Source organism: Acinetobacter entericus (genome assembly GCF_026168575.1).
Classification (GTDB): Bacteria; Pseudomonadota; Gammaproteobacteria; order Pseudomonadales; family Moraxellaceae; genus Acinetobacter; species Acinetobacter bouvetii.
The window spans coordinates 36999-59545 of sequence record NZ_JAPEQW010000014.1 but is presented as its reverse complement, the minus strand read 5'-3'; the positions used below and the strand labels follow the sequence as shown (position 1 = coordinate 59545).

Below are 22547 nucleotides of genomic sequence, written 5' to 3'. Positions count from 1 at the left end.
TCATATGAGCATGTCACTTTATGTATAAATCAGAACAACTCGCCTTAAGCCTAAAACATCTGATTGAAACAGGGGCTTGGAAAGCCCATGAGAAGCTTCCCTCTTTAAGGCAGCAAGTCGAAATCTCAGGGTTTAGCTTAATTACAGTCATGAATGCCTATCAGGAACTGGAAGCTCAAGGACTGATCTATTCAAAAGAAAAATTAGGTTACTTTGTTGCAGAGAATCCTATTCAAGCTGCCCTTGCAAAAAAAGTCATTGTGAATGACAAAATTGAAATTAACTCACTGGTATTCCGTTATTTAAAATCCATTCAATCTGAAAAAATTATTCCCTTAGGAAGCGCTTTTCCCGATAGCCAACTGCTTTATTCTCCGAAGCTGATGCAAACCTTGGCGCAACAGGCAAAATACCGCGTCGGCTATGAGCAAATGCCGAGCTTACCGCCGGGAAACTACGAGCTCAGAAAACTGATCGCTCAACGCTATTGCATGCAAGGCATTCCCACCGATCCCTCTGACATCGTGATTACCTCTGGCGGACTGGATGCTTTAAATCTGTCTTTAAGAGCCATGACTCAGGCAGGTGATTATATTCTGCTGCAAGAAACGATTTTCTATGGAGCCTGGCAAGCAGCTGAAAATCTGGGCTTAAAGGTCATTACCATTCCAGAACACCCAGAACTTGGGCTGGATATAGAGGCCTTTAAAAAAGCCATTACAAGCTATCCAATTAAAGTTTGTTTAATGATGCTGAACAGCCATAATCCGATTGGATTTACAGTCAGTGACGAGATTAAATTTGAATTGGCTAAATTGCTGCATCAGCATGAAATTTATTTGATTGAAGATGATGTCTATGAAGAGCTTTATTATGATCAAAAACGGCCTCTATCCATGAAGTATTATGATCAACAAAACATGGTCTTGCACTGTTCTTCTTTTTCCAAAACTTTGGGGGCTGGTTTCCGTGTCGGTTGGGTTTATGCGGGAAAATTTTCTGAACATATACAGCATCTACAATTGATGAGCACCATCTCTGTAAACTCATTTATTCAAAATGCTTTAGTCGATTACCTCTCACACCGTCATTATGAAAAACATTTAAAAGGCCTGCGTACAACCTTAAAACGGCTTAAAAATCAATACTATCAATACCTCAGCAAAAACTTACCCGAAAATTGCACCGTGCATTATTATCCATCAGGCTATTTTTTGTGGGTGACACTGCCTGAAGAAGCAGACAGCAGCCGAATTTACGAAAGCATGATCCAAAACAATATTGGTATCGCGCCAAGTATTCTCTTTTATCGTGAAAATAAAAAACAGAACCACATCCGTATCAATTGTTCATTTGAAATGAATGAAACCATCATTCAAGCACTTGATCTAATGATCGTACAAATTTTAGAAATAGGATTACGATCTTGACAGCTAATTTGTTTAAACAGATAGATCATCATACTTGCAGCTTTAAACTCGATTGCCATACAAACCATGGCAGTGTGTGAGCCTTTGATTTTTGCGAAGTTGAGGAAGCCTGCATTATCACCAATTAAAGAGCCAATTTAGGCAGCGAGTTGAAACTATCTTTTACAACAGCACGCGCTATAAGAAATACGCTTGCCGCCGGTTTAAATGCCTTTGCATATCGAAAGACTTGAGAGGCCTTACTCCTCATTTGCTTTGCTGACTCTATTTTTCTTTGCCGCTCATACAGTCGGCATACTTCTAAAATTTGCGATGGTGCAATACTGTCTATTTGATAATTACCAATTGCAGCATATAACGTCCCCAAAACACAATTATTTCGACGTTGAATACTTGACTCGAACTCTTTTGCCTTTCGCTATTCATCTGCTATTAATTTAAATGTATTTTTTGAATTTGTTTAAATTCGTTTTCACGTTGCTTTTGAGTTGCTTGATCAATATTTTGGGCAAGCAACTTTCTACAATCAGCTTGTTTACCCTAGCACTTGATAAAGATATTTCTGGATACGTTCCTAAAGATATACTGTTAGTTTTTTAGCTATGGGCCGAGTATAACCCCATCTTCAATATGCGTTCCCATTTTTATCAATGATAAAGAATAGACCGTTGCCATCTGCGAGTTTGATTTGAATCTTAACTGATAATTTTTGGTGTGAATTTAAAGCCGATCGTATTTATGTATCTGTAAGAGTTAAAACTCATTTTGGCATTTTTACGGTAAATCCCTGCAGTAAATGTTTGATTAGCGTAAAAAACTGAAATAAACGAAAATACCATCGGACAGTATCAAACAAGCCAACCACGCAAGTTATTTATTTTTAATTTTTTGGATGGGATAAAACAGGAAAATGGTGTGCTCAGCGCTCACAAAAACCACCAACCCATTTTGTTAGCATTCATCCATTCATTGAATGCTATAAAATATTTACTAATCCTGAAGACTTCATCAAATTGATTGCTAAATTCATTTTAGAAGGCTTTAAGCCATATCAAGCAATCTTGGAAAATTTGTCTTTAAAAAAACCCATCATAACAATCAAGCTGTACTTCATTGAAATCTACGCTTTCTTACCATGAATAGCCTGCTTTTTTAAACGATAATCCAGAGCCGCTCGGCTAATACCCAATACCCGGGCCGCTTCAGAAACATTATGATTCACTTTTTGCATTGCGATAGAAATCAGTTGCCTTTCATGATCTTCCAGACAAAAGCCATCTTGTATCACGGCATCTAAGTCCACTTTTTCAGGCTTTGTTTCAACATACTCTTTAATCTGCGGAAACAAATGACTAAGTTTAATTTCCTGCTGATGATCCGTCAGTAAGGTCGCCCGCTCTAATAAGTTTTCAAGCTCACGAATATTACCTGGCCATTCATAAGTCATTACAAAGTTTTTGGCTTTGTCACTTAAACCTTTTAAAGTCTTTCCATACATATTTTCAAAACGTGATAAGAAGTGCGTAATCAATAATGGAATATCATCACGGCGCTCACGCAGCGGCGGAATGATAACGGGGAAGATGTTTAAGCGATAATATAAGTCGGCACGGAATCGCCCATCTTTCACGGCTTGTTCCAAATCCTCATTGGTGGCTGCAACCAAACGGACATCAGCCTTTCGAGTTTGATGATCACCAACTCTCTCATACTCTCCTTCTTGTAACATCCGCAATAAAGCGGCTTGAGCGCGTGGTGAAAGTTCAATCACTTCATCTAAAAAAATAGTTCCTTGATGAGCCCGTTCAAATTTTCCACTCCGAGTTTGCGTTGCACCTGTAAATGCACCTTTTTCTACACCAAAAAGTTCCGCTTCAATTAAATCTGGCGGAATACAGGCACAATTTACAGCAACAAATGGCTGCCCTTTACGGGAACTGCCTTCATGAATCCCTCGGGCAAAAGCTTCCTTACCCACCCCAGTTTCACCTTGCAGTAATACAGCAACCTTGCTGCCTGCTGCCTTTTTCAAAAGATCACAGACTTTACGATATGCAACTGATTCACCAATAGAATTGAACATGGTGTAGTCTGCTTCTATATCTGTATAGATATTTTTCTTTAATTCATTCAGTTCCGCCTGTAAGGCAATTAATTCATCAGACACTGGATCGGGTGACATAAACTGGATCAGCTCATCGGCATTTTCCCATTCCTCTAAAGGTTTACCAATAATTCGACAGCAATCATCCCCTTTGGCAACACAATGGGTTTCCTGATAAATAATAGTTTGCCCCATGACCAGACTGCTATAACCACAGGCATAACCCAATAGCATCCAACAAGCCGATTCTTCCGAAGCACCAAACTCACTTAAATGAACTTCCGCTTCAAATGAATTTCGCCAGTTAAAATCTGCATAAAATTCATGCTCATCATGACTTAATTGAAGTTCATTGACTTCAACTTGAACCATGCCGCGAATACCATGCATTTGCGGTCCAGCCATAAATGCTTCAGCTTCATTTAAATTCGGACGTAATTTAGAAGTGACTTCTGCATCCCTCACACCCGCCTGATACCCCAAACGAATAAAAAAACGCTTAGTCCGTTCCCAGCCCAGCATGTTATACAAATCTTTTCTTAAAAAGCCCATGATGCTGGTATGTATCAGCAACATACGGTTTTCTTCAAACCAAATTTTTCCATGCTGGCTATCAAACTGAATTTTATCCAATAAATCCTGAATGTCTTTGTTTTTCTCCAAAATTTGAGTATAAAAATTCGCATCTTTGGCTTTAGGCATGACTGAATATCCATCCTTGGCTATAGGTCTCCCCCTATCTTACCCACATCCAACGAAAAAGCTTTACAATCTTATTGTCATAACTTTATACCTATAAGGTATTTTTAAATTAAACCTATAAAATTATATAGATATATATCACTTGACCTATAAAAAGTATTTTCAAATTCTTCGCCTAATCATTCATTATTTGATGAAATCAAACATTTTTATGTTCATCATTCCATGAATCTTTATCATTCAAATGATATAAACAAAGCAGATAAAAATTATAAATATTTGATTAATAATAATTAATAAAAGTTGGCATGAGTTTTGATATATCTCTATCAATAAATGCAAGGTTGCATCACTGAAATGATTTCAGTGTAGAGATAAAAGGATGATTCCAATGACTCAAGCGCTACAACATGACCAGCTCACCAAATACATTCGTATAACAGGCGACCGTCATGCCAAGTTTGTTGAATTTGACTTCGCAATCCACGACCCAACACTTTTTGTCGAACTTATTCTCCCTCAGCAAGCCTTTCAACATTTCTGTGAAATTAATCATGTCATTGAAATGACTGAAGCCCAGCAAGCTTGGAATGATGCACAAGAAGATAAATGGCGTTATGGCGTTGAACCCACCATTTTAAGCCAAGCCCATGAACATTTAGATCAAGAAGATCCATCTTAAGCCCATAAGGAAATCGTGATGACTTTAGAAATTAAAACCTCCAACTTAGAACCGATTCGTCAAACCTATGCCTATATCGAGCGTCGTTTTGGTAAAAAACCTGCGACTCGTTATCAAGAAGTCAGTTTTGATGTACAAGGTACAACCAATTTTCATTATCGCCCATTGTGGAAACCAGACAAAACTTTAAATGATCACACCCATACAGCGTTACAAATGCAAGACTGGTATGTATTTAAAGATCCGCGTCAATTTTATTATGGTGCATATGTACAGCATCGTGCACGTTTACAAGAGACCGCTGAAAGCAATTACTCATTCTTTGAAAAACGCCATTTGATTGAAAATCTAAGTGATGAAGTGAAACAGAAAATCATCACTTGCTTATTACCGTTTCGTTATATCGAACAAACCGCCAATCTACACATGATGTCAGGCAGTGCCTATGGTTATGGCACAGTCATTACTCAAGCTTGTATTTTTGCGGCAATGGATCGTTTGGGCATGGCGCAATATCTCTCTCGTATTGGCTTACTCATTGATGGCAATACTGGTGAATCATTACAACAAGCCAAAGATAGCTGGATGAATGATACCTCTTGGCAACCACTGCGCAAACTGTGTGAACAAAGCTTAACGGAACAAGATTGGTTCAAGCTATATATCCTGCAAAACCTAATCATCGACAGCTTAATGCAAGCTCTGGTTTACGGTGAACTGGATCAATGGTTAGTTGAACACGGCGCACGTGATGTGGCAATGCTGACTGAATTTATGAAGGACTGTTTAACCGATTTACGCAAATGGTCAGACCCTGTTTTAAAAACAGCCATTGCTGAATCTGAAGAAAATAAAACCTTAATTCAGGGTTGGATAAACACACTTTTACCTCAAGTGACTGAAGCCTTTAGTGCATGGTCAAATACCGCTCTTGGATATCCATCTATAGCCAATGGCTTAGCGGTCATTGCAGAGCGCAGTAAAAAAGCCGGTTTAACCTCAGAATTAGATTCAGTTGCATAAGGATACGCAAACATGAGCTCTAAAGTTTATTTGGCATTACAAGATAACGATACCTCACGCTACATCATTGAAGCAATTGAGCAAGATAACCCAGAAGCTACCATTCAATACCTTCCTGCCATGATTCGTGTGGAAAACCTCGGAAAATTAGTGGTTCGTGCTGAAACGGTCTCTGAAAAACTAGGACAAGATTGGGATATTCAAGAACTGCAACTCAACATGATCACCTTAGGTGGCAACGTTGATGAAGATGATGACACCTTCACGTTGCAATGGAATTAAGCCTACACGGAAAAACATAAGAAGCTGATCGCTTCAACAGATTGAAAAGGATGATCAAGATGAATAGCCAAGCACAAAATGCGACAAAAACAGCAACCAAAAAACTCAATGCGAAAGACCGTTACCGTATGCTGACTCGTGATCTGGATTGGGATTTTTCCTATGCAGATCGTAAAGAGGCTTTTCCTTACGAAGAATTTGAAGGCATTAAAATTACAGACTGGTCAAAATGGGAAGATCCATTCCGTTTAACCATGGATTCATATTGGAAGTATCAGTCAGAAAAAGAGAAAAAATTGTATGCCATTTTTGATGCCTTTTCTCAAAACAATAGTCAAATGAATGTCAGTAATGAACGCTATTTAAATGCCATTAAACTATTTTTAACAGCTGTAACGCCACTGGAATATCAGGCATATCAGGGTTATGCACATGTTGGTCGTCAGTTTGGCGGAATCGGCGCACGAATTGCCTCACAAATGCAATCGATTGATGAACTGCGTCATGTGCAAACGCAAATTCATGCCATGAGCCATTACAACAAATTCTTTGATGGCTTCCAAGACTGGGCGCACATGCATGACCGTGTTTGGTATCTCTCCGTACCAAAATCATTCTTTGAAGATGCGCGTTCAGCAGGCCCATTCGAATTCTTATTGGCGATTAGTTTCTCTTTTGAATACGTTCTGACTAACTTATTGTTCGTGCCGTTTATGTCAGGTGCGGCCTACAACGGTGATATGGCAACCGTGACCTTCGGTTTTAGTGCGCAGTCCGATGAAGCACGTCACATGACCTTAGGTTTGGAAATCGTAAAATTCCTACTGGAACAACATGAAGACAACGTGCCGATTGTTCAGGAATGGATTGATAAATGGTTCTGGCGCGGTACTCGCCTGCTGTCTATTGTCGGCATGATGATGGATTACATGTTGCCAAACAAAGTGATGTCTTGGAAAGAAGCATGGGAAACCTATTTCGAAGAAGCTGGCGGTGCATTGTTTAAAGACCTCAGCCGTTACGGTATTCGTATGCCGAAATATTCCGACGTGATTGTGAAAGAAAAAGAGCATATTTCACATCAAGCTTGGTGGATTTTCTATAACTTCGGTCATGCTGCTGGCTTCCATACTTGGATTCCAACCGATGAAGAAATGGATTGGTTATCTGAGAAATATCCAGACACCTTCGACAAATATTACCGTCCGAAATGGGAGTTGGCGCGTAAGTTGGAAGCTGAAGGTAAACGCTTCTATAGCAATGGCTTACCGCAACTGTGCCAAATTTGCCAGATTCCAATGACCTTTACTGAAATGGATGGTGATCCAACCATGTTCAGTTACCGTGACAGTATTTATAAAGGCGAGCGTTACCACACTTGTTCAGACGGATGTCATGACATTTTTGAACGTGAACCTGAAAAATATATTCAAGCGTGGCTGCCAGTGAATCAAATTTTACAAGGCAATTGTGGCGGTCCTGATTTAGAAAGCATTTTACGTGATTACTACAACTTTAATGTTGGTTCAGACAACATGGATATTGAAGGTTCTCCAGACCAAGAACGTTGGAAAAAATGGAAAGGTCACGTTGCATAAGTAAAAAGGATCAGAAGTCATCTCATGAATACACATTTTGAGATGGCTTCACACTCAAGGAATTTAGGAGTTTTCTCATGCCAGTACAAGCGATTCAAAAAAATTATGAATTTGATGCACGTGATGCACAAAAAAATTACGGCGACAACATGCTGCTCTATGTGGGATGGGATCATCACACGCTGTTTTGTGCCGCACATGCTTTTGTCGTCTCACCACAGCAAAGTTTACAAGATTTGATTGATCAGCAAATTCAAGCGGGTTTCAATCAACACCCAGACTTTGAGCATATCGATTGGTCAAAAGTACAATTCACCCTGAATCGCGAACGCCTGACAGATATCGATTTTTCTAAAACTTTGGCTGATTTAAATTTTGATCATAAATCTCTCCTGCGCTTTGTAACACCCGGTTTAGATGGCTACAACGGCACGCATGTATAAGGGAGAAATATCATGAGTTATCAAGTCACGATTGAACCTGTAGGCATGACCATTGAAGTAGAAGAAGATCAAACCATTTTAGACGCCGCTTTACGTCAAGGGGTTTGGCTGCCATTCGCCTGTGGTCATGGCACCTGTGGTACCTGTAAAGTTCAGGTCACTGACGGTTTTTATGATGTCGGTGAAGCCTCGCCCTTTGCACTCATGGACATTGAACGCGAAGAAAATAAAGTGCTTGCCTGCTGTTGTAAACCTGAATCTGACATGGTGATTGAAGCCGATGTTGATGAGGACGAGGATTTCCTTGGCTATTTAGTCCAAGACTACCAAGCTAAAGTTTTAGAGATCAAACAACTGTCACCGACCATTAAAGGTGTGCGTTTACAGATTGACCGTCCAATGGAGTTTCAGGCTGGGCAATACATCAATCTTCAATTGCCGAATATTGAAGGGACCCGTGCATTTTCAATTGCCAATGCACCGAGTGAATTAGGTGTAATTGAGTTGCATATTCGTCAGGTACAAGGTGGTGCAGCCACCACTTATGTGCATGAAACCCTGCAAGTGGGCGATGAACTTGAAGTTTCAGGACCTTATGGACAATTCTTTGTCCGTAAATCCGATGAAAAAGATGCCATCTTTATTGCGGGCGGTTCTGGTCTCTCTAGCCCGCAATCCATGATTTTGGACCTTTTGGAACAAGGTGATACACGTACCATCTATCTTTTCCAAGGCGCGCGTGATGTGTCTGAACTCTACAACCATGAAATGTTTGAAACATTAGTCAAAGACTATCCAAATTTCCGTTACATACCTGCACTAAATGCGCCCAAAGCAGAAGATCACTGGACAGGATTTACAGGTTTTGTACATGAAGCGGTGGCAGATTATTTTGAAAATAAATGCAGTGGTCATAAAGCCTATTTATGCGGTCCGCCACCTATGATTGATGCGGCTATTTCAACACTGATGCAAAGCCGTCTCTTTGAAAAAGATATTCATACCGAACGCTTCTTAAGTGCCGCTGATGGTGCAACAACCGCCTCTCGCTCAGCGCTATTTAGACACATATAGCAACATCACAATGCTGATTGAAACGTTTTAAGAACTTCTAGACATAGAACCAATTTTACTTGGTTCTCCCCCTTTCGGATGCTCTGTTTCATGTCCGTTTCAGAGTATTCGGAACAATTACACGATAAAAAAGGAAGATAAAAATGAACCGTCAAGAAATCGACACATTAGTAAAACAAATGAATGTAGATACTGCGATACGTGAAGTAAACCCGCGTGTGCAGCAAATTGTTGTCCGTTTATTAGGTGATCTTTTTCAGGCCATTGAAGATTTGGATATTTCTCAAACTGAACTTTGGAAAGGCTTGGAATATTTCACCGATACAGGTCAAGCCAACGAACTTGGATTACTCGCTGCGGGTTTAGGCTTAGAACATTATCTAGATTTACGCGCGGATGAAGCCGATGCTAAGGCAGGAATTACAGGTGGAACACCGCGAACCATCGAAGGCCCACTTTATGTGGCTGGCGCACCAGAATCCGTTGGTTTTGCACGTTTGGATGATGGCTCAGAATCAGACCACATTGATACTTTAATTATTGAAGGAACGGTGACCGATACTCAGGGAAATATGATCCCCAATGCAAAAGTTGAAATTTGGCATGCGAATGGCCTTGGAAACTATTCTTTCTTTGATAAGGCGCAATCCGAGTTCAACTTGCGCCGTACTATTTTTACCGATGCAGATGGCAAATATACTGCTTTAACCACTATGCCTGTCGGCTATGGCTGTCCGCCTGAAGGCACCACACAAGCCTTACTGAATAAGCTGGGCCGTCATGGCAATCGTCCTTCTCATGTGCATTATTTTGTTTCTGCACCAGGCTACCGCAAATTAACAACTCAGTTCAATATTGAAGGTGATAAGTATCTTTGGGATGACTTCGCTTTTGCCACACGCGATGGACTGATCGCAAAAGCCATTGAAATTACAGATGAAGCTGAACTCTCACGCCGCGGTTTAGATAAGCCGCTCAAGCACATTACATTCAATTTCGAATTGGTCAAAGAGGTAGATCAAGCACCGTCGACAGAGGTTGACCGTCGCCGTGCAAGTGCTTAATGCCGAATATGCACCAATGAACATTCTTATTGGTGCGGTATCAATGACATCAATCTTTGTCATAACAACATCATTGAAAAGGATTTTCTATGAAAAAACTGACTTTAAAGCTATCTCTGAGCCTAATCCTAGGCCTGAGCAGTACACTCACCTTTGCAACAGAAAATGGTGCTGATTCATTTGCCTTAGGGGCTGAAGGTATGATGGCTGGTGCATTGCCGCCGCCCGGTGTGTATTTACTTAACTATTATCAAAATTATCATGCAGGCAGTTTTGACCAAGGGCCGGACAGCTTTCATCTTGATGTGAATGCCTTTATCCCACGCTTGGTCTGGATGACCGAACAAAACTATCTAGGTGGGCAGCTCGGTTTTTATGCAGCCCAGCCTTTGGTCGATTTGCGCTTAAACATTAATGGCATGTCTGATCATAATGCAGCTTTAGGTGATTTAATTCTTGGTTCCATGCTTGGCTGGCATCAAGGCAATCATCATTGGATTGGCGCAATCGAAACAGTTTTAGCCACTGGGCAGTATGACACTCCTACCTCCGCTCAGCCTGTGGTGGCCAATATTGGTAAGAATTACAATACTATTCGCCCCATTATTGCTTATACCTACGCGCCGGCAAATGGTTTAGATATTTCAACCAAACTGTCGTATAGCTTTAATGATGAAAATGACGACACGCATTATAAATCTGGAGCATATTTTGCCGGTGACTACAGCTTGGGCTACAAACTGAATGATCATGTCAAATTGGCAATAGAAGGTTATGCTTTTAAACAATTAAAATCAGATCATCTCAACGGTGATGATATTGGTCAAAAAGGACAAGTCCTTGCAGTTGGTCCTGCTATTCAATATCAGGATCAAAATTGGTCTATTGAAGCGAAGTACTTAAAAGAGACCAATATTGAAAACCGCCCTGAAGGACATACTGGCCTTTTAAAGTTTATCTGGGCTTTTTAATACAACAAACTAAATTATTATGGTTCTGTACTAACCCGACTTGAATTTTTTGCACCAGATTTTAAAAGATTCAAATATAAAACTTTTATGAATCAAGAAGTCATGAAGTAAAATCGGAAAGTTTAGGCTTTAATAACACAAAGCACATCCTGATATTTAAGTGAAATATCTCACAATAAAAAGCCACTTAATTAAGTGGCTTTTTATACAATTTTTGGTGGGGGGCGACAACTTAACTGAAGACATAAATATAGCAATAGCAAGAAAGTTTATATCCATCAATTTATCCAGATAATCAGACCAAGACTGCATCATCACTGTACGTTCCTCCAAATACTTTGTGCGGTTATATGCTCGACCATCTATATCCCTCACTTGGCGTGCTAACTGCTACTCTATACGCTCAATCATAAATTTTAAAACCTCATCCAACAAGGTTCTTGCCGTTGCTCTGAATCCATGGCCTGTCGTTTCTCCATTTTCAAAACCATATTGCTTCAATCGTTTATTGATGGTCGATTCACTAATCGTTTTATTCCGATTACGCCTAGAGATAAAACAGCATTCCGAGTGTCCAGTCATTTGATGAAGCCCTTGAAATAGCTTCAAAACTTGATCAGATAAAGGAACAATATGCTGTAGGGCTGTCTGATTCTTGGTTTTAGGCGGTGTATAACGCCAAGTTTTATTTTCAAAATTTGTATCCACCTATTTGCTGCACATAACTCGCCAGGGCGTACAAATACATGGGCTAAAATTTTGACTGCATAATCAATCGTAATATCCCCACGACCGATATTTTTATTGATATTTCTTAATAGTTGCCCAAGCATTTGCTCATCTGTTATAGCGGCCCTGTGCTTGTTTTTGCCCACTTTAAAAATACCACTAATTTGATCAGTGACATTAAATTGACATAAACCTAAAGCAATCGCATATCTAAAAACTTGAGAGGCCTTACTTCCCATTCGTTTAGCAGAATCTGTTTTATCTTGTTGCTCATACAGTCAGCATACTTCTAAAATTTGCGATGGTGTAATACTGTCTATTTGATAATTACCAATTGCAGCATATAACTTATCCCTAACACAATTATTTCGACGTTGAGTGCTTGACTCTAGTTCTTCGGTCTTGCGGTATTCATCTGCTACTGATCTAAAACTATTATTTCGGCATTGGGACTGTTTATCTTGCTTTTGAATTGCTGGGTCAATATTCTGCGCAAGCAGTTCTCTAAACTCACTTCGTTTTGCACGAGCTCTGGCCAATGTACAACTTGGATAAATACCCATAGCTATAGTGGCTCTTTTCTTAGAGATTGGGCGAATATAATCAAAACGCCAATATGCCCCACCTTTTCTATCTAACAATAAATAAAGACCACCACCATCTGAAAGCTTGATATTTTTTTCAAATGATTTCTTTTGCATTGATATTGCAGACTTAATTTTTGAGTCAGTCAGACTGATAACTAATTTAGGCATTTTTTACGGTATATTTTTTTCAGAAATGGAATGTACCGTAAAAAATACCGTAAAAGATTACAGTATCCTAAAACGCCTTTGGATAGTATCGGACAACCCAGTTGCGTAAGTTATTTATTTTAAATGATTTTCAGATAACACCGGAAGGGATAAAACAAGAAATTGGTGCGCTCAGCGGGACTCGAACCCACGCCACAGGCTTCGGAGACCTGTACTCTATCCAGTTGAGCTATGAGCGCGCGTGCACATCATATCAAAAAAATCAGTAAGGTAAAGCAACTATATACAGGTTATGCATTTTTGTGCCTATACTTTATACAATATCCCAAATTTGAAACGCAGTATTCCCTGTTAGTTACTTGGTTTATTCAGTCAATTCGCTCACAATAGCCCCATTATTCACCAGGTAATATTTTCATGACTGATGCATTGACGCTAAGGGATTTATCTAAAACCTATAAAAACGGTTTTCAAGCGCTGAAAGGAATCAATTTAACCGTTCCTGAAGGTGAGTTCTATGCGCTATTAGGTCCAAATGGTGCAGGTAAATCAACAACTATCAGCATCATCAGCTCACTGACGAAAAAAACATCTGGCAGCGTGGAAATTTTTGGGCATAATTTAGACACTCACCCATCTGAAGCCAAACAATGCCTAGGCGTCGTCCCGCAAGAATTCAACTTTGGGCAATTTGAAAAAACCTTTGATATTTTAGTGACTCAAGCCGGCTACTACGGTATTCCTAAGAAAATTGCCGAAAAGCGCGCCGAAGAATATTTAGAAAAGCTCGGCTTATGGGAAAAGCGCAATACCCAAGGCCGCATGCTGTCAGGCGGCATGAAACGCCGCCTGATGATTGCCCGCGCCATGATGCACGAGCCAAAATTACTGATATTGGATGAACCGACTGCCGGTGTCGATATTGAACTGCGCCGCTCGATGTGGGAATTTCTGACCGAAATGAATGAAAAAGGCACGTCTATCATTTTAACGACACACTATTTAGAAGAAGCGGAAATGCTGTGCCGCCGGATTGCCATCATTGACCGCGGTGTGATTAAAGAAGACACCAGTATGAAAGACTTCTTAAATCAGCTAAATGAAGAATCTTTTATCTTTGATTTGGCCGCGCCGATTGAACCGCTGCATGTCGATATTATTGGCGTGCGTTTTAATTTGATCGATCCTGTCACCCTAGAAGTAACAATGGACAAAGCGCATACATTAAATCAGCTGTTCCAATTAATGGAAGCACAAGGCATTCAAGTACGCAGCATGCGCAACAAATCCAACCGTTTAGAGGAACTGTTTGTCAAAATGGTTGAAAAAAATCTTGATGGAGCCGCGCAATGAATTTAAACCAGCTAAAAGTCGCGCTCTATACACTTGTACATAAAGAAATCCGGCGCTTTATGCGGATTTGGCCGCAAACTTTGCTGCCTCCAGCGATTACCATGAGCCTGTATTTTGTGATTTTCGGCAATTTAGTCGGGTCACGCATTGGCACTATGGGCGGTTTCACTTATATGCAGTTTATTGTGCCCGGCTTAATTATGATGGCCGTGATTACCAACAGCTATGCCAACGTGTCGTCCAGTTTCTTCAGCGCCAAATTCCAAAAAAGCATTGAAGAACTGATTATGAGCCCGGTTCCATTACATGCCATTTTATGGGGCTATGTCTTGGGCGGCGTTTGCCGCGGCGTTTTAGTCGGCATTATCGTAACAGCCATGAGCCTGTTTTTTACTGACCTCTATATTACCAATTGGTTTGTGACTATATATACTGTATTAATTACGTCCTTCTTATTTTCATTGGGCGGCTTTATTAATGCCGTCTATGCAAAATCTTTTGATGATATTTCAATTATCCCAACCTTCGTACTGACACCGCTGACTTATTTAGGCGGCGTATTTTACGCCATTTCGGCGCTCAGCCCATTTTGGCAAAACTTATCCTTGATTAACCCCATTGTGTATATGGTCAACGCATTCCGCTACGGCATCTTGGGCCACAGCGATGTCAATGTTGGCATTTCACTTGGCGTTGTCACATTATGCTGTGCCGTACTTTACGGCATTGCTTACTATTTACTTTCTCGTGGTTCAGGAATGCGTGAATAATGAGTGTAGAACATTCTCTTTTAGGTAAAGACACCAACTATCCAACAGAATATCAGCCGGATATTCTGTTTCCCATCGCCCGTGCTCAGTCACGTGACAACTATGCGCATGTAGAAGGCATCCAGCAAGGCAAAGACTGGTGGCATGTTTTTGAAATTTCATGGCTGAATCATACCGGCATACCTCAAGTCGCCATTGGCCGCTTGACCCTGCCTGCAGCCTCGCCGAATCTGATCGAGTCAAAATCGTTAAAGCTTTACTTTAACAGTATGAACTTCACCAAGTTTGACTCTAAAGATGCCTTTAAGGCCACTGTAGAAAAAGATTTATCCGCGGCTGCCGGAGCGCCTGTCACGATCGACTTATTTCATGCAGATGGTGTTGATGTTTCTGAGCCGGAAGGTTTTTGCATCGATGAGCTGATTCCAGCTCAATTGGAAAACCATCCCAATGCCGCGCTTTTGGCTTTGGATGCGGCGCAGGATGAAAATATCGAAGTCCAGTTTTATTCACATTTACTCAGAAGTAACTGCCCAGTCACTGGACAACCCGACTGGGGCACGGTATTTATAAGATATCAAGGTAAAAAGCCGTCTTACGAGAGTATTTTGGCTTATATTATCTCGTACCGTCAGCATAACGGTTTCCACGAGCAATGCGTAGAACAGATTTATGCTGACATTTGGCAAAACCTGAAGCCTGAAAAGCTGATGGTATATGCCGCCTATACACGCCGCGGCGGTTTAGACATTAACCCTTGCCGTGTATCGGACTTAACATGGATGCCTCGCCCCATTCGATTGGCGCGACAATAAAATAAAGAACATTGAGGTTTATACGATGCCATTTTTTGGTTTTATTCCATCAGATTCGCTTTTAGACAGTATTGAGACTGGCCATAACAGCAAGAACTCAAGCGAGCCGCTGTATCCTTTACGGGATAAAACAGCCTTGCTGATCAATGATGAAATTATTGATGCGACAATTCTTGGCCCAGTTCGCCTTTTTCCTGCCAGTGACAAGCGCGATACGGCTGAAAAACTTGCAGGATATGTAAAGTCGACTGTTGCTGTGCTGCTGAAGCAGCTATTGAGCAAGGCAGATAATAATGTAGTCAAGCAATCCATTGAGTTTTCTGAAAGAAGCCTATTTACAGATGCTTCCGGCGCTAAACGCGTTGGGGAACCGCTAGACAGCAGCTTAGTTGCCAATTTAAAAGCATCTTATGCAGAGATTAAAGCCGGAAATGACATTAATAAGTCCGCATTTGCAGCTTTGTACAAACAATTTGCCGAAGCGACTGTGCGCCATTTCATGAATGACTTCAACAAAACACTGGATTTAGGCATGATTAAGCGCAAAGCGGCCGATATCGGTTCCTCTGCGGTCATTAAGGCAGTTCACATTGCCATTGATAAGATCTTCCCGAACTTAACCAAAGAAGAGCTTGGCGCACTTGCTGAAGCGCACGACCCGATGTTCAATCCATAAAATTATTCTGCATGGTTTAATGATTCCCGAGCCGCACTTAAATTCAATTTAAGCGCGGCTTTTTACCGCGCGCTGTTTACCGCACTCTTCATGCAGACGCAGTCCCAAACAGCCTCTCCACCGATTGCGCACAATAGAATTTTTGATAAAAATTTAAACGAACGTTAAATTTATGCCTTTCATGACTATATACATGCGTTTATATAAAACGATTTGCCTACAGCGTTGAAGCGCAAACGCATCTCCAGCTGACTTGGCGCAATGGAATTCCCTCCAATTCTCCGCATACATCAGCAGCCCAATCGCTCTTCGCAGCGCATGGCTTAAAGCAGAACATCAATTCAAAACCATGTTTATTCAGCATCACCTGTTCTTCGACTATATATACATACAAATCTTCAGAAATCACGGATGAAACTTTTCCTTTTGATCAATCCTTGTCTAGTTTTATAGAACTTTTTGTTAACTTGCAGCTCATGAGTGCTATCTTAAGATCATTAAGCAATACACCCTTTGAAATCAGCATTTTTTGATGCTTTTATCCCCTGCAGCGAGCAGCTGCTTTACGGTCATTTGATTCGTATTGATAATAATTTTGGAATACAGCCCAATATGTTTAAACAGCATTTTTATAAGAAGCTAAAAACCTTGGCTCTAGCAGCTGGCGCCCTGTCAATCACCAGTTTCTGCCAAGCCAATGATTTTCAAAACACGCCGCAATATTTTAATTTTAAGCAAAAAACCATGCAGGCTTACGGCCTCAGTGCGGAACAAGTCGACTGGGCAATGAATGGCGCAAAAAATCTGCCCAATATTATCAATATTATGAACCGTCCAGGTGAAAGCAAACCCTGGTATGAATATAAAACCAATTTTTTAGCCGAAAGCACCATTCAGCGCGGTGTACGCTTTAAACAGCAGTATGCAGACACGCTCAACCGCGCAGAACAGCAATTTGGCGTACCTCAATCCATCATTTTGGGTATTTTAGGGGTAGAGACAGGTTTTGGCGCAAACAAGGGTTCTTTTGTCACCCGTGACGCTTTAGCAACGCTTGGATTTGGCTATGAACGCCGCGGCGCTTATTTTCAAGATGAGTTAAGCGCTTTAATCGCATGGTCATATAAAGACGGCGTGCCGACAAATTCAATTGTCGGATCTTATGCAGGCGCTGTAGGCTATCCGCAATTCATGCCGAGCAATATTCCTAAATTTGGCGTGGACTATGACGGCAATGGCCATGTTGATTTAAGAAATTCTGCCGTAGACGCCATCGGCTCCATTGCCAATTATCTGGCGCAGCATGGCTGGCAGCGCAATCAGCCGATTGCATTTCCCGCCCGCTATTCAGGCAGCAATCCCGCTTCTGTCATCTCGGCCGATTTAAATCAGCCTGCCCCTTATGGCGCAGTCAAGACTCAGGGCATTAGCCCCTTGAATCCTATTATAAAAATTGATGACTTAGATTTGGTGAATGTCATACAGCTGCAAGAAAATTATGGGCCAATTTATTACATCACTTACCCGAATTTTCAAGTCATTACCACCTACAACAAAAGCCGCATGTATGCTACAGCACTGTGGCTTTTAGGGACTGAAATTGCCAGCCGTTAAGGCCGGCAATTTCCTTTGAAATAAAAAAGTCAATAAAAAAAATATTAAAAAAGATCATAAAAGCCTCATTATACATACCATGTTACAATATTGATCATTTTTTGATCAATATTTGTTTCTTTTGCGTTCTTTTTTTAACTATTTTAATTAAAGACTAGACAGCCTATTGACTGCATGAATATTATCCATTTCGTCAAATGTAGTTGCAAAAGTGAAATAACAGGCAACATTGCATAATTTTCAAACACTTGAAATTAGCTGCAAATATGCCCTTGGGAGATAAACAATGCAGTCATCACTTATAAAATATGTCTTAGCGGTTGCCACGACGGTTGCCCTAAGCCAATCACAAGCCGAGATGGTTCAGTCATCATTTACCAATGATAACGATAACTCTCGCCTTGCCGCGCGCGCCTTGAACAAAGAAGCGCAAAGCTTTAACTCAAATTTTAAAAACTTGAGCAGCCTTTCAATCACTGAGCGTTCTGGCGATAAAATCCGCCGCGAAACCATCGCTGCAAAAATTGAGATCCCTGAAGAAGAACCTTCAGTGATTGAAAAGTTGAATACCGTAGCTTCAAACACTGTGCGCCGTTTCAGCCAGAGTGGTACAGCTTCATGGTATGGCCGCCAATTCCATGGCCGTAAAACTGCCAGCGGCGATACATTCGATATGAATGGATTAACTGCAGCCCACCGCAGCCTGCCGCTAAACTGCTTTATTCGTGTAACGAATAAAAACAATGGCAAAAGCGTAGTCGTAAAGGTTAATGACCGCGGCCCATTCCATGGCAACCGTGTACTGGATCTGTCATATGGTGCGGCTAAGCAATTAGGCATTACCAATTCAGGTACAGCAAGTGTCAATATCGAACGGGTCGAAGGTCCGAACTCTTAAGGCTTTACTTATTGCATTTGACTGAAAAGCCGCCCTGCGGCTTTTTTCATTTCAACCTGTTTGAAAGTCTGATGCAAACCGCCCAACTGCTCTGCATGACCTTTCACAAGGTCAAATAAACCCAATATCGCCTAACGCTCTTCATTTTCAAAACCGGCAAAATGCCCCTTGCAGGCACCCTCAGCTTAAATCGCATTTTTTTAGCGTAGCGCTTACAGCCCGAGCCGTCATGCTGCTGATTTGAATCTTTTGACGGATCCTCTTTTCTTGATTATATTTTACTCAGAAATATAGATAAGAATGGATGCCGCATGAAAACAGTCACCGAATGGCTTGATGAATACAATGAAAGCCATCAGAACAAAACCAATAAGCTGATCCATTGGGTTTGCGTGCCCACCATTTATTTTTCGATTATCGGCATCCTCGCACATTTCAGTGTTTTGCTTACGGCTCTGCTGATTGTTTTAGCCATGGTGTTTTATATGCGCCTTGATATTGCTTTAGCCATTGCCATGGCTGCGCTGACACTGCTGATGGTTTGGCTGATTTTCATCCTGCCTGCAGGTGCTGGGCTGTACATCGCGCTGTTCACCGCAGCATGGATCGGACAATTTTACGGCCATAAAGTGGAAGGGAAAAAACCGTCTTTCTTTAAAGATCTTCAATTCCTCCTCATTGGCCCTCTATGGTGTGTAGACGCCTACCTAGGAAAGTTAGCGCTAAATGGAAAACCCGCCAAAAAACGCAAATGACGAGCATTTAGCGCACGGATTTTCCAGATGGGATGAAAAAGGCTTTTTGTTTAGCTTTTTTCATCAAACCAGCCCTCTTATTTGAATTATTTTCATCTCATTTTTAAAATTTGAAAAAATAAATCATGACATAAAAAAATAGCAAACTCAGCGCAATGCTGATCAGCATTTTGCGTGTAATTGCAGTCACGAAAACAGCAAAAATAGCGCCATAAAAATAGCTGTTGCTGATGACTCCTTTCCATTCACTGTGCTCGAAAAAGACAATCGGTGTAGAAATGGAAACCATCAGGCACGGCGCCGCATATTTCAGCATCCGCAGGGTAAAATCAGGCAATTTAATTGCTGTTTTAGGCTCCAGAAAAAGGTAGCGGTTAAAAAAAGTCACCGCTGTCAGGCTGAATAGCAAGATCCAACTCATCATCGGCTCCCTCTCCAATCCAGCCATGCTGCAGCCAGCATGCCGCACAGCCCTGCCAGTACAATAGCCGCTTCCAGTTTCAGCCAAGAAAACACGGCTGCTGAAAGCGCTGAAACACATACGCCAACAATGGCCAGCCTGTTATTCAGCAGTAAAACCGCCATCACCAAAAAGATGACAACGATCGAGAATTCCAAATGAAAGGCGCTCAAATCCGGAACCATTGCGGCCAGCCCAACCCCTGCAATGCTGAACCCCACCCAGCACAGATAAAAGCTCAGCCCAGCCCCCAATAGATATCGATAAGGCCGCTGATCAGTCAGCATAGCAGTGGCATATAACTCATCCGTCAGCAAAAAACCAAGGCAGAGCCGTTTTGCCAATGGCAATTTGACCGCTTCATCCCTCAAATGCAGTGCATAAATAAAATGCTGGCTGGTTAAGAAAAATATGGTGAGCACAATACTGACAGCAGATGCGCCTGCTGACAGCATGCTCAAACTGACCAGCTGCGCAGCGCCCGCAAATACAAAAGCAGACATGCCAATCGCCTGCATTAAGCTTAATCCTGCATTGACTGCTGCAGATCCGGCCAGAATCCCCCATGGAATGACGGCAATAGACAATGGCAGCATATCCTGCACGCCCTGCCAAAAGCCTAAAGACGGGGTGCCTTTCGCTGAATAAGGCCATGTTTTCATCATTACGGATTCGTCCCAAGTTCCAGTATCTAGAGAGGATGAATCCAAATGTACTGAATTAATTGAATAAAATTGCGGTATACAGAAATAGTGCAAGTAAAAAATAAAGCAGTTTCGCATAGCTGCAGTATTCGAAGATTGATGTATGCTAAAAAAGGCTATGCAGAATTTTTATGCAGCCTGTATTGCGCAGGCGTGCAGCCCAGCGATTTCTTAAAATGCCGTGTAAAATGGCTTTGATCAGAAAACCCGCACAACTGGGCAGTTAAAGCGATATCCTGGCCCTGTTTCAGCAGCTTCAGCGATTTCCGCAAGCGGCATTGCACCAGCCAGGCATGCGGCGGCAACCCTGTATATTTCTTATATTGGCGCAATAAGTGCCACTGGCTTAAACCTGCCATCTGCGCTAAATCGGCCAATTGATGCTCTTTTTCAGGTTCTGCGGCCAAGAACTCCTGTATAAGCTGAATTTTTTGCTGCGCCTCGGGTAACGATTTTAAACTCTGTTTTTCCCGCGCATGTTTAGTGAATAAATAGGCCAATGTAGAAAGATATAAGCTTTGCTTAAATAATGCATTTTTAGGCTGCAGCAATAAATCGAACAGCATATGCAGCTGCTCCGCCAGCCCCTCATCATGCACCACCGCTTGCGGAAACCATGGGGCAGCGCCGGTTTCTCTGAAAAAGCCGCCACTGATTTCTTCCATCATTTCTGGCGTCGGATAAATCGCCCGATAGCGCCAGCCGGTCTCAACAGCTGAAGAACCGGTATGCACTTCATCCGCATTCACCAAAATAATGCCCCCTTTGGGGGCAATATGCTGACTCCCCATGGTCAAAAATGACTGAGCCCCTTCATCAATTAAGCCAATGCAATAGCCTTCATGCGTATGTTTTGAAAACTGAGTCTGCTGATAGGATGCTTTAAGCAGCTCCAGTCCGCCCAGCTCCTGGACATGCCAATAATCTGCAAATTCAAGCGCTTTGTTCTCTTGCATGACTGCTCCTGTCTTATCAACACCTAACATAGCTATTTTTTAACGCATGCATAGAACAAAATTGCTTATTGAGCTTTATCCAATCATGGCATTATTAGTGATAAATTTTCCCATCATGCTTTAACCAGCCATCTTCATGACGCTGATTGGGATCCAAATGCGTCCAATGAATCACCCCACCTTGACTGGAATACTCATATTCTCCATAAAATTCAACTGTGTCGCCTTTTTGCAGATTTTGAATCCTCGGCGATAAATCAATATTATGCGCGACAAGAACAGTTTGCCCATTGCTGAGTTTTAAAATAAATTTCTGGTGCTTTGAACCTTCAGCATCATCACGCAATACGGCCTTGACTTCGCCGCTTGCATGTACCTGCACATTGCTTTGCTGCTGTGCATATGCCTTTTCAATTAATGCAGTGTCATTCTGCATATCATCGGCAGCAGGCTGACGGTTTGCATAATTTTCCGCATGCTGCAGGCCATTGCTCTCTGTAGGGCGTTCAACCTCGCTCACTTGCTTTGATGCAGGCTGTTCAGTTTTATTTTGCTGCAGATCAATGCCTAAATATGCAGCTGCCAGCAGCACAATCACTGCGCCAATACTTAAATTTGTTTTATTTGCCATACATCATCTAATGTCAAAATCATTCTGCTTATATTAAATCAGAACAATTCACTGATTA

The 22547-nt window shown here is 41.5% G+C and carries 20 protein-coding genes, 1 tRNA gene and 4 pseudogenes; 16 read left to right on the top strand and 9 right to left on the bottom strand.

Features of this window, described 5'->3' with window-relative positions; genetic code table 11:
• Positions 1 to 20 precede the first annotated feature (20 nt).
• Complete coding sequence (locus tag OKC24_RS11985; RefSeq protein WP_131276978.1) at positions 21 to 1430, top strand: aminotransferase-like domain-containing protein; 1410 nt, start codon at positions 21 to 23, stop codon at positions 1428 to 1430.
• Between the two features lie 65 nt (positions 1431 to 1495).
• Here OKC24_RS11985 and OKC24_RS11980 read toward each other — a convergent pair.
• The 3 genes and pseudogenes from OKC24_RS11980 to mobR all read right to left on the bottom strand — a co-directional run.
• Positions 1496 to 1630, bottom strand: a pseudogene (locus OKC24_RS11980) (hypothetical protein); the annotation flags it as partial.
• A 20-nt stretch (positions 1631 to 1650) separates the two neighbouring features.
• Positions 1651 to 1821, bottom strand: a pseudogene (locus OKC24_RS20115) (phage integrase central domain-containing protein); the annotation flags it as partial.
• A gap of 729 nt (positions 1822 to 2550) precedes the next feature.
• Positions 2551 to 4236 (bottom strand): phenol degradation transcriptional regulator MobR, encoded by a 1686-nt coding sequence (gene mobR / locus OKC24_RS11975; RefSeq protein ID WP_131276981.1) that lies wholly within the window; start codon positions 4234 to 4236, stop codon positions 2551 to 2553.
• A 391-nt stretch (positions 4237 to 4627) separates the two neighbouring features.
• On the opposite strand from mobR, the gene OKC24_RS11970 reads away from it, so the two are divergent.
• The 8 genes from OKC24_RS11970 (at position 4628) to OKC24_RS11935 (ending at position 11373) form a co-directional block, all read left to right on the top strand.
• Positions 4628 to 4918 carry a phenol hydroxylase subunit gene (locus OKC24_RS11970; protein ID WP_131276984.1) on the top strand — a complete coding sequence of 97 codons (291 nt, stop codon included), beginning with the start codon at positions 4628 to 4630 and terminating at the stop codon, positions 4916 to 4918.
• Positions 4919 to 4936: 18 nt separating this feature from the next.
• Positions 4937 to 5941 carry an aromatic/alkene monooxygenase hydroxylase subunit beta gene (locus OKC24_RS11965; RefSeq protein ID WP_131276987.1) on the top strand — a complete coding sequence of 335 codons (1005 nt, stop codon included), beginning with the start codon at positions 4937 to 4939 and terminating at the stop codon, positions 5939 to 5941.
• 12 nt (positions 5942 to 5953) lie between these two features.
• Positions 5954 to 6223, top strand: a complete 270-nt coding sequence (locus OKC24_RS11960) for an MmoB/DmpM family protein (protein WP_086185130.1) — start codon at positions 5954 to 5956, stop codon at positions 6221 to 6223.
• Between the two features lie 59 nt (positions 6224 to 6282).
• Positions 6283 to 7821 (top strand): aromatic/alkene/methane monooxygenase hydroxylase/oxygenase subunit alpha, encoded by a 1539-nt coding sequence (locus tag OKC24_RS11955; RefSeq protein WP_265465280.1) that lies wholly within the window; start codon positions 6283 to 6285, stop codon positions 7819 to 7821.
• A 77-nt stretch (positions 7822 to 7898) separates the two neighbouring features.
• Positions 7899 to 8264, top strand: a complete 366-nt coding sequence (locus OKC24_RS11950; RefSeq protein WP_131276994.1) for a phenol hydroxylase subunit P4 — start codon at positions 7899 to 7901, stop codon at positions 8262 to 8264.
• 12 nt (positions 8265 to 8276) lie between these two features.
• Positions 8277 to 9338 carry an NADH:ubiquinone reductase (Na(+)-transporting) subunit F gene (locus OKC24_RS11945; protein ID WP_131276997.1) on the top strand — a complete coding sequence of 354 codons (1062 nt, stop codon included), beginning with the start codon at positions 8277 to 8279 and terminating at the stop codon, positions 9336 to 9338.
• Positions 9339 to 9481: 143 nt separating this feature from the next.
• Positions 9482 to 10402: a catechol 1,2-dioxygenase gene (catA, locus tag OKC24_RS11940; protein ID WP_131277000.1), complete on the top strand. Its 921-nt coding sequence runs from the start codon at positions 9482 to 9484 to the stop codon at positions 10400 to 10402.
• 89 nt (positions 10403 to 10491) lie between these two features.
• Positions 10492 to 11373 (top strand): SphA family protein, encoded by an 882-nt coding sequence (locus OKC24_RS11935; protein ID WP_131277003.1) that lies wholly within the window; start codon positions 10492 to 10494, stop codon positions 11371 to 11373.
• Positions 11374 to 11649: 276 nt separating this feature from the next.
• On the opposite strand, the pseudogene OKC24_RS11930 reads toward OKC24_RS11935, so the two are convergent.
• Positions 11650 to 12857, bottom strand: a pseudogene (locus tag OKC24_RS11930) (tyrosine-type recombinase/integrase); the annotation flags it as partial.
• A 163-nt stretch (positions 12858 to 13020) separates the two neighbouring features.
• Positions 13021 to 13096: transfer RNA gene (locus OKC24_RS11925), tRNA-Arg, on the bottom strand.
• Positions 13097 to 13274: 178 nt separating this feature from the next.
• Between OKC24_RS11925 and OKC24_RS11920 the strand changes: the two genes are divergently transcribed.
• From OKC24_RS11920 to OKC24_RS11890, 7 genes and pseudogenes are all read left to right on the top strand, one after another.
• Positions 13275 to 14210 (top strand): ABC transporter ATP-binding protein, encoded by a 936-nt coding sequence (locus OKC24_RS11920; protein ID WP_005011190.1) that lies wholly within the window; start codon positions 13275 to 13277, stop codon positions 14208 to 14210.
• Positions 14207 to 14980, top strand: a complete 774-nt coding sequence (locus OKC24_RS11915) for an ABC transporter permease (protein ID WP_130144999.1) — start codon at positions 14207 to 14209, stop codon at positions 14978 to 14980. The genes OKC24_RS11920 and OKC24_RS11915 overlap by 4 nt, the downstream gene beginning before the upstream one ends.
• Positions 14980 to 15795 carry an NADPH-dependent 7-cyano-7-deazaguanine reductase QueF gene (gene queF / locus OKC24_RS11910; RefSeq protein WP_131277007.1) on the top strand — a complete coding sequence of 272 codons (816 nt, stop codon included), beginning with the start codon at positions 14980 to 14982 and terminating at the stop codon, positions 15793 to 15795. The genes OKC24_RS11915 and queF overlap by 1 nt, the downstream gene beginning before the upstream one ends.
• A 25-nt stretch (positions 15796 to 15820) precedes the next feature.
• Positions 15821 to 16471, top strand: a complete 651-nt coding sequence (locus tag OKC24_RS11905) for a hypothetical protein (protein ID WP_005011193.1) — start codon at positions 15821 to 15823, stop codon at positions 16469 to 16471.
• A gap of 612 nt (positions 16472 to 17083) precedes the next feature.
• Positions 17084 to 18085: a lytic murein transglycosylase B gene (gene mltB / locus OKC24_RS11900; RefSeq protein ID WP_130145096.1), complete on the top strand. Its 1002-nt coding sequence runs from the start codon at positions 17084 to 17086 to the stop codon at positions 18083 to 18085.
• A 286-nt stretch (positions 18086 to 18371) separates the two neighbouring features.
• Positions 18372 to 18983 carry a septal ring lytic transglycosylase RlpA family protein gene (locus OKC24_RS11895; RefSeq protein ID WP_005011197.1) on the top strand — a complete coding sequence of 204 codons (612 nt, stop codon included), beginning with the start codon at positions 18372 to 18374 and terminating at the stop codon, positions 18981 to 18983.
• A gap of 311 nt (positions 18984 to 19294) precedes the next feature.
• Positions 19295 to 19749: pseudogene (locus tag OKC24_RS11890) on the top strand (Mpo1 family 2-hydroxy fatty acid dioxygenase).
• Positions 19750 to 19841: 92 nt separating this feature from the next.
• Here the strand turns inward: OKC24_RS11890 and OKC24_RS11885 are convergent.
• The 4 genes from OKC24_RS11885 to OKC24_RS11870 form a co-directional block, all read right to left on the bottom strand.
• On the bottom strand, positions 19842 to 20159 hold the full coding sequence (locus tag OKC24_RS11885; protein WP_171457716.1) for an AzlD domain-containing protein: 318 nt from the start codon (positions 20157 to 20159) through the stop codon (positions 19842 to 19844).
• The gene (locus OKC24_RS11880) at positions 20159 to 20863 is read right to left on the bottom strand and encodes an AzlC family ABC transporter permease (protein WP_130145006.1); all 705 of its coding nucleotides are present in this window, start codon (positions 20861 to 20863) and stop codon (positions 20159 to 20161) included. Before OKC24_RS11880 ends, OKC24_RS11885 begins: the two co-directional genes overlap by 1 nt.
• Positions 20864 to 21018: 155 nt before the next feature.
• Entirely contained in the window at positions 21019 to 21858 is an 840-nt protein-coding gene (locus OKC24_RS11875) for an AraC family transcriptional regulator (protein WP_130145008.1), read from the bottom strand.
• A gap of 94 nt (positions 21859 to 21952) precedes the next feature.
• Positions 21953 to 22489: a DUF3465 domain-containing protein gene (locus tag OKC24_RS11870; protein ID WP_130145010.1), complete on the bottom strand. Its 537-nt coding sequence runs from the start codon at positions 22487 to 22489 to the stop codon at positions 21953 to 21955.
• Positions 22490 to 22547: the final 58 nt, after the last annotated feature.